The 15364-nt window shown below is 71.0% G+C and carries 13 protein-coding genes, 1 tRNA gene and 1 pseudogene; 8 read left to right on the top strand and 7 right to left on the bottom strand.

What is annotated here, in order from left to right; all coding sequences use genetic code 11:
- Positions 1 to 108: 108 nt before the first annotated feature.
- From pntB to upp, 3 genes and pseudogenes are all read right to left on the bottom strand, one after another.
- Positions 109 to 1596 (bottom strand): Re/Si-specific NAD(P)(+) transhydrogenase subunit beta, encoded by a 1488-nt coding sequence (gene pntB, locus FCL41_RS16220; RefSeq protein ID WP_137064667.1) that lies wholly within the window; start codon positions 1594 to 1596, stop codon positions 109 to 111.
- 1 nt (position 1597) lies between these two features.
- Positions 1598 to 3130 carry a Re/Si-specific NAD(P)(+) transhydrogenase subunit alpha gene (locus tag FCL41_RS16225; RefSeq protein WP_137064666.1) on the bottom strand — a complete coding sequence of 511 codons (1533 nt, stop codon included), beginning with the start codon at positions 3128 to 3130 and terminating at the stop codon, positions 1598 to 1600.
- A gap of 183 nt (positions 3131 to 3313) precedes the next feature.
- Positions 3314 to 3954, bottom strand: a pseudogene (gene upp, locus FCL41_RS16230) (uracil phosphoribosyltransferase).
- Positions 3955 to 4076: 122 nt separating this feature from the next.
- Here upp and FCL41_RS16235 point away from each other — a divergent pair.
- Together FCL41_RS16235 and tadA are read left to right on the top strand one after the other, a co-directional pair.
- A complete protein-coding gene (locus FCL41_RS16235; protein WP_137064664.1) occupies positions 4077 to 4583 on the top strand; it encodes a tRNA adenosine deaminase-associated protein in 507 nt (168 codons plus the stop codon).
- A 3-nt stretch (positions 4584 to 4586) separates the two neighbouring features.
- Positions 4587 to 5048 (top strand): tRNA adenosine(34) deaminase TadA, encoded by a 462-nt coding sequence (gene tadA / locus FCL41_RS16240; RefSeq protein ID WP_275403744.1) that lies wholly within the window; start codon positions 4587 to 4589, stop codon positions 5046 to 5048.
- 86 nt (positions 5049 to 5134) lie between these two features.
- Here tadA and FCL41_RS16245 read toward each other — a convergent pair whose 3' ends face one another.
- Positions 5135 to 5479, bottom strand: a complete 345-nt coding sequence (locus FCL41_RS16245; RefSeq protein ID WP_137064663.1) for a hypothetical protein — start codon at positions 5477 to 5479, stop codon at positions 5135 to 5137.
- Positions 5480 to 5568: 89 nt separating this feature from the next.
- On the opposite strand from FCL41_RS16245, the gene FCL41_RS16250 reads away from it, so the two are divergent.
- Positions 5569 to 5658: transfer RNA gene (locus FCL41_RS16250), tRNA-Ser, on the top strand.
- Positions 5659 to 5784: 126 nt separating this feature from the next.
- Here FCL41_RS16250 and FCL41_RS16255 read toward each other — a convergent pair.
- Positions 5785 to 6714, bottom strand: a complete 930-nt coding sequence (locus FCL41_RS16255; RefSeq protein WP_137064662.1) for a calcium-binding protein — start codon at positions 6712 to 6714, stop codon at positions 5785 to 5787.
- Positions 6715 to 7162: 448 nt separating this feature from the next.
- Between FCL41_RS16255 and FCL41_RS16260 the strand changes: the two genes are divergently transcribed.
- From FCL41_RS16260 to FCL41_RS16270, 3 genes are all read left to right on the top strand, one after another.
- Positions 7163 to 7591 carry a DUF4234 domain-containing protein gene (locus tag FCL41_RS16260; RefSeq protein WP_137064661.1) on the top strand — a complete coding sequence of 143 codons (429 nt, stop codon included), beginning with the start codon at positions 7163 to 7165 and terminating at the stop codon, positions 7589 to 7591.
- Positions 7592 to 7726: 135 nt separating this feature from the next.
- Positions 7727 to 8707: a formylglycine-generating enzyme family protein gene (locus FCL41_RS16265; protein WP_137064660.1), complete on the top strand. Its 981-nt coding sequence runs from the start codon at positions 7727 to 7729 to the stop codon at positions 8705 to 8707.
- 41 nt (positions 8708 to 8748) lie between these two features.
- The gene (locus FCL41_RS16270) at positions 8749 to 10326 is read left to right on the top strand and encodes a sulfatase family protein (protein WP_137064659.1); all 1578 of its coding nucleotides are present in this window, start codon (positions 8749 to 8751) and stop codon (positions 10324 to 10326) included.
- 28 nt (positions 10327 to 10354) lie between these two features.
- Here the strand turns inward: FCL41_RS16270 and FCL41_RS16275 are convergent, their stop codons facing one another.
- Both FCL41_RS16275 and FCL41_RS16280 read right to left on the bottom strand, forming a co-directional pair.
- Complete coding sequence (locus FCL41_RS16275; RefSeq protein ID WP_137064658.1) at positions 10355 to 10618, bottom strand: metal-sensitive transcriptional regulator; 264 nt, start codon at positions 10616 to 10618, stop codon at positions 10355 to 10357.
- Positions 10619 to 10678: 60 nt separating this feature from the next.
- Positions 10679 to 12943: an SCO7613 C-terminal domain-containing membrane protein gene (locus FCL41_RS16280; protein ID WP_137064657.1), complete on the bottom strand. Its 2265-nt coding sequence runs from the start codon at positions 12941 to 12943 to the stop codon at positions 10679 to 10681.
- A gap of 159 nt (positions 12944 to 13102) precedes the next feature.
- Between FCL41_RS16280 and FCL41_RS16285 the strand changes: the two genes are divergently transcribed.
- Positions 13103 to 14503 carry an MBL fold metallo-hydrolase gene (locus tag FCL41_RS16285; RefSeq protein ID WP_137064656.1) on the top strand — a complete coding sequence of 467 codons (1401 nt, stop codon included), beginning with the start codon at positions 13103 to 13105 and terminating at the stop codon, positions 14501 to 14503.
- A 1-nt stretch (position 14504) separates the two neighbouring features.
- Positions 14505 to 15317: a sulfite exporter TauE/SafE family protein gene (locus FCL41_RS16290; RefSeq protein WP_137064655.1), complete on the top strand. Its 813-nt coding sequence runs from the start codon at positions 14505 to 14507 to the stop codon at positions 15315 to 15317.
- The last annotated feature ends 47 nt before the right edge of the window (positions 15318 to 15364 follow it).

Consider the following 15364-nt stretch of genomic DNA (forward strand, 5'->3'; position numbering starts at 1 on the left):
GCGGAGGGAGGCCTCCGTCGCCACCGGTTCTGCGCAGTTGACGTCAGAACGCGAACGAGGCCCCCACCCGATCGGATGGGGGCCTCGCCCTGACTCACGTGGCGCCGGTCAGGAGAGCGCCTTCACGATGTCCTCGACGCGGTCCTTCGCGTCACCGAAGAGCATCCGGCTGTTCTCCTTGAAGAAGAGCGGGTTCTGCACGCCGGCGTAGCCGGTGGCCATCGAGCGCTTGAAGACGATGACCTCCTTGGCCTTCCACACCTCCAGCACCGGCATGCCCGCGATCGGGGAGTTGGGCTCCTCGATGGCAGCCGGGTTGACGGTGTCGTTGGCGCCGATGACCAGCACGACGTCGGTCTCGGCGAGGTCGTCGTTGATCTCGTCCATCTCGAGCACGATGTCGTAGGGCACCTTCGCCTCGGCGAGCAGCACGTTCATGTGGCCCGGCAGGCGACCCGCGACCGGGTGGATGCCGAAGCGGACTTCGACGCCCTTGGCCTGGAGCTTGCGGGTCAGTTCCGCGACCGGGTACTGCGCCTGCGCCACGGCCATGCCGTAGCCGGGCGTGATCACCACGGAACGCGCGTTGGCCAGCACGTCGGCAGCCTCCTCCGCGAGGATCTCGCGGTGCTCGCCGTAGTCACGGGCCTCACCCTGCACACCGCCGTCGGAGCCGAAGCCACCCGCGATCACGGAGACGAACGAGCGGTTCATCGCCTTGCACATGATGTAGCTGAGGATCGCACCCGACGACCCCACCAGCGCGCCGGTGATGATCAGCAGGTTGTTGCCGAGCATGAAGCCCGCGGCCGCCGCGGCCCACCCGGAGTACGAGTTCAGCATCGAGACCACGACCGGCATGTCGCCGCCGCCGATGGCCGCCACGAGGTGGAAGCCGAGGAAGAGCGCGAGCACGGTCATCACGACGAGCGGGATGGTGCCGAGGTGCTCGTTGGCCTCCCCGTCGACGTTCATGAACCAGACCATCAGCGCCAGCGAGAGGACGATGACGGCCAGGTTGAGCCAGTGGCGCGCCGGCAGCACCAGCGGCGCCGACTTCATCTTCGCGCTCAGCTTGAGGTTGGCGATGATCGAGCCGGTGAAGGTGACGGCACCGATGAAGACGCCGAGGAAGATCTCGACGCCGTGGGCGCCACCCGCATCCTCCGGGTGGGCGAAGTAGGTGTTGAAGCCGACCAGGACGGCCGCCAGACCGACGAACGAGTGGAGCAGCGCCACCAGCTCGGGCATGCCGGTCATCTCGACCGTCTTCGCCTTGCGGGCGCCGATCACCGCACCGATGGCGATCGGGACGAGGATCAGCAGCAGGGTCAGGCCGACCCCGTGGCCGGCCTCCAGGTCGAGGCCCAGGGACGCGGCGGCGTCCTCGGCCTCCTGGCCGATCTGTGCCTGCTGGAGCGCCAGCAGGATGGTCGCCACCAAGGCGATGCCCATGCCGGCGATGCCGGCCTGGTTGCCGCGCTTGGCGGTCTCGTGCTTCGACAGGCCGGCGAGGGCGACGATGAAGAGGACACCGGCGACGACGTACGCGCCCTGGATCAGGCCCGAGAGCTTCTCGGAGGTCAGGAAGTCCATGTCAGTCCTTCCTGAACATCTCGAGCATGCGGACGGTCACCAGGAAGCCACCGAAGATGTTGATGGAGGCGACCAGGATCGCCACCACCGCCAGCACCGTGACCAGCAGGTTGTCGTTGCCGACCTGCAGGATCCCGCCGACCAGGATGATGCCGGAGATGGCGTTGGTCTCGGCCATGAGCGGGGTGTGCAGGGCGTGCGCCACGTTGGAGATGACGTAGTAGCCGACGAAGACCGACAGCATCAGCACGGTGAACTGCTCGATCAGGGTCGAGGTGGAGAACATCGCGACCGCACCGAAGAGCACCGCGGCGGCGGCACCGGCGTACACCTTGGTCCTGGGGTCGACCGGCTTCTTCTCCGGCTTGGCCGGGGCCGCCTCCTCGGGAGCGGCGGCAGGCGGCGCGGCGGAGACCTGCACGGGCGGCGGTGGCCACATCGACTCGCCGTCGAGGGTGACGGTGATGCCGCGCTGGACCACGTCCTCGAAGTCGAGGGTGACCTGACCGTCCTTGCCGGGGGTCAGCAGCTTGAAGAGGTTGACGACGTTGGTGCCGTAGAGCTGGCTGGTCTGGGCAGCAAGGCGGCCGGCCAGGTCGGTGTAGCCGAGGACCACGACGCCGTTGTCGGTGACCACCCGCTCCCCGGTCCTGGTGGCGGCGGCGTTGCCACCGTTGGCGGCGGCCATGTCGACGATGACGCTGCCGTTGCGCATGCCGGCGATGGTCTCGTCGGTGATCAGCTTCGGGGCAGGTCGGCCCGGGATCAGCGCGGTGGTGATGACGATGTCGGCGTTGCGCGCCTCCTCGTCGTACATCGCGGCCGTGGCCGCCTCCTGGGCAGCGGTCATCTCACGCGCGTAGCCGTCGGAGGAGACCTCCTGCTCCATGTCGACGTGCACGAACTCCGCGCCCATCGACTCGACCTGCTCGGCCACCTCGGGGCGTACGTCGAAGGCACGCACGACTGCGCCCATCGACGACGCCGCACCGATGGCGGCGAGGCCGGCAACACCGGCACCCACCACGAACACACGGGCGGGTGCCGTCTTGCCGGCGGCAGTGACCTGGCCGGTGAACATCCGGCCGAACTCGTGGGCCGCCTCGATGACGGCGCGGTAGCCCGCGACGTTGGCCATCGACGACAGCACGTCCATGGACTGGGCGCGCGAGATGCGCGGCACCGCGTCCATGGCCAGGGCGGTGACGCCCGCAGCAGTGAACTTCTCGATCAGCTCCGGGCTGCGCGCCGGAGCCATGATGGAGACCACCGTGGCGCCACGGCGCAGCAGTCCGATCTCCTCGTCGGTGGGGGCGTTGACCTTGACGATGACGTCGCTCGACCAGACCTGGTCGTGGTCGACGACGGCGATGTCCGCGTCGACGTACGCCTGGTCCGGCTGGTCCGCGGCTTTGCCGGCGCCGGACTCGACGACGACTTCATAGCCAAGCTTGGCCAGCTGCTCGGCCGTCCTGGCCGTCGCAGCGACGAGAGACTCGCCTGGCCACGCTTCCCGGGGGATCCCGATTCGCACGACTACCTCCTGTAGGGGCTCCCCCACCGTCGCTGTTCCTCGGGGGAAGGGACAGGGGTGGGGCAGCGTCAAGGTACCCGTCGGGGAGGGGCGGCGTCGGGGGGTCTCACGTGAGAGGGCTCACCCCTCACGCCTCGGCGGCCGCCGGAGCCGGATGGGGCGACCGGTCGACCGGGTCGTGGGTCAGTGCGCCACGCCGTAGAGGCGGTCGCCCGCGTCACCCAGGCCGGGCAGATGTAGCCCTTCTCGTTGAGTCGCTCGTCCATCGCGGCGGTCACGACCGAGACCGGCACGGTCAGGTCGGCGATCTCGTTCTCGAGGCGCTCACATCCCTCGGGGGCGGCGAGCAGGCAGATCGCGGTGATGTCGTCTGCGCCGCGGTCGACGAGGAAGCGGATGGCCGCGGCGAGCGTGCCACCGGTGGCCAGCATCGGGTCGAGCACGTAGACCTGACGGCCCGAGAGGTCGTCGGGGAGACGCTCGGCGTAGGTGTGCACCTCGAGGGTGTCCTCATTGCGCACCATGCCCAGGAAGCCGACCTCGGCCGTCGGGAGCAGCCGCATCATCCCGTCGAGCATGCCCAGACCGGCGCGCAGGATCGGGACGACGAGCGGGGTGGGGGTCGACAGCTTCACGCCCGTGGTCGGGGAGACCGGCGTGGTGATGTCGACGCTCTCCACGCGAATGCCGCGGGTGGCCTCGTAGGCCAGCAACGTCACGAGCTCGTCGGTGAGGCGACGGAAGGTCGGGGAGTCCGTGCGGACGTCCCGCAGGGTCGTGAGCTTGTGGGAGACGAGCGGGTGGTCCACGACCTGGGTGCGCATGGGGACAACCCTAGACGAAATGGCCCTGAACTCCGCGGTCGAGCAGCCCTTCTCGGGGTTGGCCCGGGAGCCGTTGTCTGTCAGTCTGGACGGGGTCCGGTGGTCCACGAACGAGGCGAGTCATGGCGGAGTCTGGATCGGTCACGCGGGTGGTGCACGACGACACCATCGACTTCGCGCTGGCCGCCTACGTCGCCGACGGGGAGTGGCACCTGGGCGAGCTCGCCGACACGACGCTGGTGTCGGTGGAGACGCTGGCCTCGGGGCTGCGACGCTTCGACACGGGTGGGGGGGCGCTCGCGATGGTCGGCGTCGACGAGGACTTCTTCGTCCTGGTGCGGGTCGACGGCTCTGCCACCCGCGCGCTGCTCTCCGACGTGACCGCCGCGCTGGAGTGGGAGATCGCCGAGTCGGTGGTCGACTTCCTCGGCCTGCTCGACCCGGAGGACGACGACCACGGGCCGGCCGGCGACCTCGGGATCGTGGCCGACCTGGGGATGCACGCCGACGACATGGGTGAACTGGTCGACGACGTCGAGCTCTACCCTGACGAGATGCTCTCCGACGTCGCTCACCGCCTCGGTTTCGGTCCCGCCTTCGACGACGCCGTCGGGTTCGAGGGTCCCTGAGACGTGGCGAGCAACCAGTGGGACGAGGCGATGCGCCTCGCCCTCGCCGAGGCCGACGCAGCGCTGGCGACCGAGGACGTGCCGATCGGCGCCGTCGTGCTCTCCCCCACCGGTGAGGTGATCGGCGCCGGACGCAACGTGCGGGAGGCCGACCACGACCCCACCGGCCACGCCGAGGTGGTGGCGCTGCGGGAGGCCGCGAGGGCCAGGGGCGAGTGGCGGCTCGAGGGCTGCACGTTGGTGGTGACCCTGGAGCCCTGCACCATGTGCGCCGGCGCCATCGTCCTGTCGCGTCTCCAGCGGCTGGTCTTCGGGGCGTACGACGAGAAGGCCGGCGCCGTGGGCTCGCTGTGGGACGTCGTGCGTGACCGCAGGCTCAACCACCGTCCCGAGGTGGTCGCCGGGGTGCTGGCCGAGGAGTCCACGCAGCGTCTGGACGCCTTCTTCGCGCGCCACCGGGGCTGAGCTCGACCGGCGGAAACTGGCGGCTGGGAGACGCTGGACGCCGTGTGGGCGTCTCCAGGTCGCCAGTTGCTGCCCGACGTACGTCGTCAGCTCAGCGCAGGCGGCTCGTCGCGACGCAGGGTGTCGATGACGATGACCGCCAGGTCCGGCTCCTCGGCGCGGTGCTGCCGGGCCAGGGCGAGCACGTCCTCGACCGCGTCCTCGAGGGTCGACACATCGTCGTCCTCGTTGAGGCCGCGGGTCCGGGCGATGATCGAGCCGGCGAGGTGCGGGGAGATCTCGTCGTGGGCGTACGCGAGGTCCGTCGCCGCCTTGACGCGCCACCGCGCTGCCGCGAGACGACGCGGCGAGACCGACGGCGTCCTGAAGTAGTAATAGACCAGCGCGGCGAGCACGAGGACCAGCAGCAACATGATCAGGACCCGGGGCATGGGGTGAGTCTAGGAGCGCCACCAGCCCACCAGCTCCGATGCGGGATCCGATTTAGTGACCGCCCGAGGGGTCCGGTAACGTTCGTCGCGGTGACGTGTCCGAGCGGCCTAAGGAGAACGCCTCGAAAGCGTTTGTGGGCGCAAGTCCACCGAGGGTTCAAATCCCTCCGTCACCGCCAGCAGTGAAGCCCCGTCCCAGGACGGGGCTTCACTCATTTCAGGCCGTAGGCGGTCGCGCCGGGCATCGTGGTCCGTGCCAGGGTCCCGGCCGGAGCGCTCCGGCCGGGACTCGTGGTCGCGCTGACTCAGTAGGGCCAGTCGTCCGGCGCCGACGTCCGGTAGACCACCGACTCACACAACACGCTGAAGTAGTCGCCCGTCGGCGTGCCGTTCGGCGCCACGATGTAGACGATGTCGTCGCCGTCGCCGCAGTAGACCGAGTCGGAGCCGGAGTCGAAGAGGACCCAGATCGTGTCGCCCCCGTCGCCGGTGGAGACGTAGTCACTGCCTTCGCCGAGGTAGACCAGGTCCTGGCCGCTGCCACCGTAGACGTCGTCGTAGCCCTCACCGTCGATCAGGGAGTCCGCTCCCGTCCCGCCGGAGATGCTGTCATCGCCTTCGCCGCCCTCCAGGTAGTCGCTGTCCGAGCCGCCGTCGAGCGCGTCGTTGCCTTCCTCGCCGAGCATGAAGTCGTAGCTGTCGCCTCCTTCCATGGCGTCGTTGCCGTCGCCGCCCCAGACCGAGTCGCCGTCGTTGCCGCCGCGCAACGTGTCGTCGTCGTCACGGCCCTGCAGCGTGTCGTAGCCGTTGCCGCCGTCGAGCACGTCGTTGCCGTCGGCGCCGATCAGCGAGTCGTCGCCGTTCTGGCCGAAGAGCTGGTCGGCACCCAGGCCGCCCCGCACGGTGTCGTGACCGTCGTTGCCGTAGCCACGGTCGTCGCCCGCGTCGAGCAGGAGCTCGTCGTTGCCGCGACCACCCCACGCCCCGTCGTTGCCCGCTCCGGCGACGAGGCGGTCACGACCCGCTTCGCCGTAGATCCGGTCGTTGCCGCCGAAGGCGCGTACGCGGTCGTTGCCGGCGCGCGCCGAGATCGTGTCTGCGCGCGGTGTGCCACGCAGGTTGTCTGCCTTCTTCGTGCCCACCATGACCGCTGCGTACGCCGATGGCGCGATGACGCAGAGGGCCAGGACGCTGATCAGCGCCGCCAGCAGTGGACGCTTCCCCCGAATGTCCATGATTGTTTCCGTTCCGTGTGTGCTCTGGGCCCGTGTGAGATCTGGGCAGGGTGCTTCCGGACCGCCGGGGACGATTCCCCGGCGGACGTGGTCGTGCGCAGCACGAGACGGCGTCGCCCTCGCGGCGGCGCTCACCACGTCGTACGTGGCGCCGGGGCGGCGGTGTCACCCAGATGTCGGACCGCGATGTGGCACCGTCGACGGAGTCGTCGCCGGTGGTCACGGCCGGAGACCGCAGTGGACCTTCCCCCGAAATGTCCACTTCCTGTCTAACCCCGCTGGAGCGCTGTGACCACCTCCCGCATTGGGGATTGGTCCAGACCACCGCCCGCGGACGCTGAAGCACCCGGGGCGAGGACGGTGGACTGGGCGCCCACCGTCGCCCCGAGGCACTAGCCTGCGGGCCGTAGCACTCCGTCAGCAGACCGAACGAAAACTCGAGGGAATCATGACCACCACTTCCGGATCCGCCCCGTACGCCCCGCCCGCCGGGGAGCAGTTCGCCGGCCCGGGCACCGGCCCGATCGGCCAGGTCCGCGGCACGGGCGTGGCGATCCTGCTGTGCATCGTCACCCTGGGGATCTACTCGATCTACTGGTTCTACAAGGTCCACCAGGAGATGAAGACCCACTCCGGCGCCGGCATCGGGGGCGTGCTCGCCCTGCTCCTCGCGATCGTCGTCGGCGTCGTGATGCCCTTCATCACGTCGCACGAGATCGGCGCCCTGCGCGAGCGCGCGGGCCAGGACCCGAAGGTCTCCGCCGTCACCGGGCTCTGGTACTTCCCCGGCGCCGCGCTCCTCGTGCTCCCGATCGTCTGGTTCGTGAAGACCAACGAGGCGATCAACGACTACTGGCGTTCGCAGGGCGCCGCCTGAGCGTCACGACTCTCCAGCCTTCCAGCGCCCCGTGCCACGATGCACGGGGCGCTGGTGCGTCTGCGACGCCTGTGCCTGGAGACGTACCGTTCAGAGAACCAGCGTCGAGAGCGCCCGCGTCGAGGAGGTGGAGGCATGTCGAACGACTGCTGCGGTCCCGCCCGCAACGATGCCCGCCCTGCCCCAGGGCCAACGGCCGACGCCTGGGTCGACGCCCCGCGTCCCGCCTCACCGAGCACACCGAACCGCAAGGGACAGGTCCTCGTGCCCGGTGGTGACTTCTGGATGGGCGACTCCTTCGGCGAGGGCTACGCCGGGGACGGTGAGGGTCCGGCGCGCGTCGTGACGGTGCCGTCGTTCTGGATCGACGAGACCACCGTGACCAACGACCGGTTCGCCGCCTTCGTCAAGGCCACCGGCCACGTCACCACCGCGGAGGCCGAGGGGTTCTCAGCGGTCTTCCACCTGGCGTACGACGGCGAGGCCCGGCACGTGCGCGGGCGCCCGGTCCAGACGCCCTGGTGGCTGATGGTCGACGGCGCCGACTGGCGCCATCCCGAGGGCCCCGGCAGCGACGTGACGCGCCGCGGCAACCACCCCGTCGTGCACGTCTCCCACGCCGACGCGCTGGCGTACGCCGCGTGGGCCGGCAAGCGTCTGCCCACCGAGGCGGAGTGGGAGAAGGCAGCCCGCGGCGGCCTCGACCGCGCGCGCTTCGTGTGGGGCGACGACCTGTTGCCCCGGGGCCGCTGGATGGCCAACCTCTTCCAGGGCGACTTCCCGACCCGCAACACCCTCGAGGACGGCTGGCTCACCACGGCTCCTGTGAAGTCCTTCACACGCAACGGCCACGGTCTGTGGCAGATGGCCGGCAACGTCTGGGAGTGGTGCGCCGACTGGTTCTCCCCCGAGACGCCGCAGCACCGCACCGACGACCCGACCGGTCCGGCTGAGGCTGAGACCCGGGTGATGCGGGGCGGCTCCTACCTCTGCCACGACTCCTACTGCCACCGTTACCGGGTCGCCGCGCGCACGTCGTCACCCCCCGATTCGAGTGCCGCAAATCTCGGTTTCCGCTGCGCCAACGACGCCTTGACCTCAGGGCTCAGCGGCTAGTCTCGACCGAGGCAGCACAGCACAGGCGAGATGAGAACAGCATGATCAAGCGGCCATGGGTGGTCGGAATCGCCGCAGCGGCGACCATGGCGACACTCGCCTCAGGGTGCACCGCCACCGACGAGGCGACGGCGAAGCCCGGCCCCGGCACCGCCTCCGAGGTGCCGCGTGCGCCGGAGTCGTCGCGCACCGACAAGCCCAACATCCTGCTGATCACCGTCGACGACGCCTCGGCCACCGACGTCCTCGACATGCCCCACGTGCAGCGCCTCATCGCCGACCAGGGGGCCACGGTCGACACCGCGGTGGCGCCGACCCCCATCTGCGTGCCCGCCCGCGCCTCCCTGCTGACCGGGCAGTACACCCACAACCACGGCGCGCTGGGCATCTCCGGCCCCTACGGCAGCGTCACGTCGTTCATGGGCGAGGACAAGGACGACGACACCCTGCCGGTGTGGCTCAACGAGGCCGGCTACGAGACCTTCTTCGTCGGCAAGTACCTCAACGGCTACGGCAAGAGCGACGAGACCGCGACCTACGTGCCGCCGGGCTGGACGCGGTGGCTCGCGAGCGTCGACACCACGACGTACGACTACGACAAGACCCAGCTCACCAACAACGGCGCCGTGGAGCAGGTCGAGACGACCTACAACTCCGACGGCTTCGGCGCGCGCGTCGACGACCTCCTCAGCCAGCCACGCCGCACCTCACGCCCGTGGTTCATGACCGTCAACTACGTGGCCCCCCACTTCGGCGGCCCGTGGGAGGACGACGACCCCAAGTACCTCGAGCAGGAGGTGCGGGGCAACGACAGCGCCCGGACCAACCCGCGCTTCCCCCCGACCCCGTACGTCCACCCCGACGACCGCGACACCTTCGCGACGCGCGACCTCCCCGACGACCCGTCGATGTTCTACGACGTGCCCGACCAGCAGGCGGGCCAGGAGCGCAAGTTCACGCCCAAGCCCAAGCGCCAGCGCTACCTGCGCGAGCTCAACCAGCAGCGGATCGAGTCGCTCCAGGCGGTCGACCGCGCGGTCGGGCGCCACATCGAGGTGCTGGAGGAGTCGGGGCAGCTCGACGACACCGTGGTGGTCTTCACCTCCGACAACGGCTACAGCGTCGGGCAGCACAACCTCGACGGCAAGCTCTTCTTCTACGAGCCGCAGCTCACCGTGCCGCTGGTGATCCGCGGCCCCGGCATCCCACGCGGGACCGACGTGGAGTCGGTCGTCACCCACGCCGACCTGCCGGTGACGCTGGCGGCGATGGCGGGTGCGACCCCGACCCGTCCGGTCGACGGCCTCGACGTCTCACGCCTGCTGGAGCGGCCGGAGGAGTACGTCGGCCGCGTGGTCCCGATCGAGGGATACGCGGTGGACGCCCAGACCGACCAGCGGCTCTACTCCGGCGTCCGGGTCGGCAACCGCTGGAAGTACGCACGCCTCAAGAGCGGCTTCGAGGAGGTCTACGACCTGGTCGAGGACCCCTACGAGCTCACCAACCTGGCCGAGCGTCGACCCGAGCTGACCTCACGGCTGCGCGCGCTCGACGAGCGCTACCGCGACTGCGCGGCGGCCACCTGTCCCCAGCTGGGCGAGGTCCCCGAGGTCGAGTGACCACGGGGCGCCCTCGCTCCCGGCCCTCTCAGGCCATCGACAGGAAGACCTTCTGGAGGCGCTGGACCTGCTCGTCGTCGATGCCGTCGCCGCTCACCAGGCACTGCTGCAGCCCGGTCGCGACCAGGGAGAAGCTCGCGCGCTGAACTGCCTTGTTGACGGCCGCCAGCTGGGTCATGGCGTCCTCGCAGTCGGCTCCGTCCTCGAGCATCCGGATCACGCTGGCCATGTGGCCGTTGGCCCGCTTGAGTCGGGCGATGACGCTCTTGATGTCAGTGGGGTCGATCTCCATGGGGGGCTCCTTCTCTCACCACGAGGTTACATCCCCCCTGGGGGATGATCCGGCGACTCCTCACTGCATGGCCTCGAGCCAGACGTACGTCCGCCGCCCGAGCGCGATCGAGTGCTCCCACAGCACCCCGATGACCAGGAGCACGGCTCCGGAGCCGACCAGCAGCAGGAACCCGGGCACGTAGGCCACCAGCGGACCGCCCTGGGTGACGGCCAGGATGCCGAGTGCCACCGCGCCCAGCACCACGGCCGCCTTCCACCGCCCGGCGATGCCGACGACGAGCAGGAGAGCCGCCGCCAGCGTGACCGCGAGCAGCCGCCACACCGGGCCGTCGGTGATCGCCGCCATGAGGCTGGGGAAGAGGCCGAAGACGATCGCGGGGGCCATCGTCAGGAAGGTCGGCGCCTTCCGGTCGCGCAGCCACTGCACGGCACCGAGCACGGCGAGCATGGCGGCGACCGGCAGCGCGTACCACTCCACGGTGGAGACGTCGCGGGCGACGAGCTGGACGTACAGCCCCGAGGCGAGCGCCAGGATCGCCAGGTAGGCGACCTCGAGGCGGCCCGGCAGGGCGGCGTACGCGACGAGCAACGCCCCGAGGACGACCAGCACTGTCGCGAGCACGAAGTCGTCGACGTCGGCGGCCGCGAGCACCGCCGTGACCGCGTAGACCGTGGCGGCGGCGAAGGCGAGCGGCTCCATGGCAGGGTTGCGGCTCTCCATCGCCGCCCAGCGGGCACCACCGGCGACGGCCAGCGAGAGCACGGCGCCGACCAGGGCGGTCACCGCCCAGGTGATCCCGTCGGCGTCGCGCAGCCCGACCAGAACGCCGGCCAGGAGTGACGCGTGAGCCAACGCGGCGATGAGGAGCGAGTCGCGGCGCACGGCCGTGACCACCGAGGGCACGGCCAGCGCGGCGGCCGGCAGCACCGGCAGCCACCAGGCGGCGGGACCGGCGCCACCGCGGATGAGCTGGAGGTCGAGCCCGCTCGCGTGACCGCCCTCGACCAGGGCGAGGAGCAGGACGAAGAGCAGGACCAGGGCCAGTCGCCCGATCCAGCTGAACAGGTCGCCCCACGTGAGCGGCATGCGGCCGCCCATCCCGTCCTGGCCGAGCAGCGCGAGCACCAGCAACGCCACGCCGACGGCGACCGCGACGACCGCCACCGCGCCGCGGGGGGCGGCGTACAGCGGGATGCCGAAGGTCACGAGGAGGCCGAGGAGGCCCACCATCCGCAGGGCGAAGCGGGTCTCCATCCGCAGGCCGGCGCGCGACTGGAGGACGAGCAGCGCGCTGGGCACCAGCGCGAGCAGGACCATCGCGGCGTAGCGCGCCGGGGTCGAGGCCTCGGCGGAGTAGCCGGTGTCGAAGGCGGCAATGAGGTGGATGAGCAGACCGAGGGCTGCGGAGAGCCACGGCGCGACGGAGGAGGGCGAGACGAGCCCCGTACGCCCGTCCAGGCGCACCGCGCCCCACGCCAGGGCGACGCTGATCCCGGCCAGCGCCAGGCCCGTGACGGAGAGGGCGAGGCCGTCGGAGTCGATCAGCTCGGCGCCGGCCCAGAGAGCGGCGAGCGCGAAGAGCACCGCGACGGGCCGGTAGATGACGATCCGGCGCAGGTCGCCCGCGGCGTCCCTGCGGGGCACGAGGGCGTCGAAGCCGAGCAGGAGCCCGGCCCCGAGGAGGCCCGCGACGGTCCAGTACTGCTCGGCCGGGAAGGCGTCGAGGCCCGCGAGGCCGAGGCGGTGCGCCGCTGAGAGGTCGAGCAGCACCAGTCCCGAGGCGATCACGGCTGCCGTCTCCGCCGCTGCCGGGAGGCGCTTGCGGGTGGCGAGCACGGCACCGCCCGCCGCGAGGCCGGTCAGCACGACCATGACCAGCGCCTGACCGACCAGGCCGATCAGGCTCCACACGACGAGCAGGAAGAACGAGAGGCCCGAGAGCAGCAGGAAGGCCGCCATGCCGAGCAGGACCTGCTGACCGCTCAGCGTCTTCTGGGCCGGAGCCGTCGGACTGGGCGCCGGGTAGGGGACCTGGCGGACGCCCGGAGCAGGGGGCGCCGGTCGCTGCGGGGTCCGTGCGAGCTCCTGGGCACCGGGGGGCTGCAGGAGCAGGGCACGCAGCCGTTTCGACTCGGCCGACAGCGCGCCGATGCGCTGCTCGACCTGCCACAGCTCCAGCGCCAGCGGCCCGGTGAGCCGGATCCCACAGGTGGGGCAGACCCGGGTGCCGAGGGGCAGCGTGGAGCGGCACTCCGGGCATGGGAAGGTCCCGGACGCTGTCTGTGTGGGGGCCGGTGGCGCAGGCGTGGAGTGAGGATCCATGGGCACATCCTCGTGGACTTGTCCGGAGCGGGGAATGGGCAGTGGTACTCATCGCTGTTCCCGGCCCCCTCCCGACCGGTCTCCACCGACGAGTCGCCACGGTTGACGGAGGGTGTTAACGTGGAAAAGAACCCCCCCGGGGGATAGGAAGGAATCACCGTGAACCAGCTCCGCACCGTCTCCGTGGTCCCTGTCGAGACCCCGAGCCTCGGCGACCGCAGCTACCTCGCCCACGACGGCGAGGTCGCCTTCGTGGTCGATCCGCAGCGCGACATCGACCGGATCACTTCCCTGCTCGACGAGCTGGGGGTGCGCCTGACCCACGTCTTCGAGACCCACATCCACAACGACTACGTCACCGGGGGCCTGGCACTGGCCGAGGCCACGGGTGCCACGTACGTCGTCAACGCCGACGACCCGGTCAGCTTCGAGCGTCACGGCGTGCGTGACGGCGAGGTGATCGAGGTCGGCTCGATGCAGGTCACCGCCCTGGCGACGCCGGGCCACACCTTCACGCACCTGTCCTACGCCCTGGCCCACGACGACGCTTCGGGCACGCCCGTCCACGTCGCGGTCTTCACCGGCGGCTCACTGCTCTACGGCGCCACCGGACGACCCGACCTGCTCGGGCCGGACCACACCGACACCCTCGTGCACCACCAGCACGCGTCGGCGCACCGCCTCGCCGAGCTGCTCCCCGACGCCACCGAGGTCTTCCCGACCCACGGCTTCGGGTCGTTCTGCTCGGCCAGCCAGTCCGACGCGACCTCCTCGACGATCGGCCAGGAACGCCGCAGCAACCCGGTCCTCACCCAGGACGAGGAGACCTACGTGGCCGAGCTGCTCGCCGGGCTCTCCGCCTGGCCGGCCTACTACGCCCACATGGCTCCGGCCAACCTGTCCGGACCCGAGGCTCCGTCCCTCGACCTCCCGGCCGAGGCCGACGCCGCCGAGCTGCGCCGTCGGATCGAGGCCGGCGAGTGGGTCGTCGACCTGCGCCACCGCACCGCCTTCGCCGCCGGCCACGCCCACGGCAGCCTCAACTTCGGCATCGAGGGCCAGTTCGCCACCTACCTCGGCTGGCTCATGGAGTGGGGCACCCCGCTCACCCTCCTCGGCGAGAGCGCCGAGCAGGTCGCCGAGGCCCAGCGCGAGCTCGTCAGGATCGGCATCGACCGCCTCGAGGCGCACGCCACCGGCCGACCCGAGCAGTGGACAGACGGTCCGCTGGCCTCCTTCGAGACCGCCTCCTTCGCCGACCTGGCCCAGGTGCGCCACCACCGCGAGGTCGTGGTGCTCGACGTACGCCGCGCCGACGAGTTCGGTGCCGCGCACGTCGAAGGGGCTGTCAACGTGCCGCTGCACGCCCTGACCCACTCGCTCGGTGACGTGCCCGCGGGCGAGGTGTGGGTGCACTGCGCGGCCGGCTACCGGGCCTCCATCGCGGCGTCGCTGCTCGCCGCGGGCGGTCGCCACGTGGTGGCCGTCGACGACGCCTTCGACAACGCCGGCGCGGTCGGCCTGCCCCTGGTCGGGGACGACGTGCGCGCCTCCGCCTGACGTGGCGACCGCGCTCCTGGCCATCGCCATCGGTCTGGCGATCGGCCTGACGTTGGGCACGCTCGGTGCCGGCGGGTCGATCCTCGCGGTGCCTGTGCTGCTGCACCTGTTCGACCAGTCCCCCTCGACGGCCACCACCGGGTCGCTCATCGTGGTCGGCGTCTCCGCCCTCGTCGGCGCGGCCTCCGCCCGCCGGGCCGGGCGGGCGCTGGTCGCCCGCGGCGTGGTCTTCGGCGCCACCGCGACCGGCGGCACCGTGCTCGGCGCCCTGGCCTCCACCCGGGTGCCCGAGGACGTGCTGACGGCCGCGTTCGCCGTGCTGATGCTGCTCGTGGGCGCGCTGATGGTGCGTCAGCTCGTCGACCGTGGACGCCAGCAGGAGGAGGCGGACGACTTCGCCGAACCCATCCTGACCTTCGACCCCCGCCTCGCGGTGAACTGGCCGCAAGCGGCCAAGGTGCTGGTCACCGCCACGGTGGTCGGCCTGCTCACCGGCTTCCTCGGAGTGGGCGGCGGCTTCCTCGTGGTGCCCGCCCTGGTGCTGGCACTCGGTCTCCCGATGCGCCACGCGGCCGGGACCTCACTGGTCGTGATCGCCCTGACCAGCGCCACGGCGCTGGCCACCCGCGCCGGCCTGGGCAGCCACCCCGACTGGGACGTCGTCCTCCCCCTCGCCGCGGCCTCCGTCGTGGGCGCCCTGCTGGGCACCCGACTGGCCGGGCGGGTCAACCGACGCGCGCTCTCCGGCGCCTTCGCGGCGCTCGTGCTGGCCGTCGGCATCTTCACCGCCGTCCAGGCCGTCAGCGGCCTGTGACCCGCACTCCACCTCGACACGACAACACCCCCACCGGTCCCACCCGG

This window comes from Nocardioides jishulii (genome assembly GCF_006007965.1).
GTDB lineage: Bacteria > Actinomycetota > Actinomycetes > Propionibacteriales > Nocardioidaceae > Nocardioides > Nocardioides jishulii.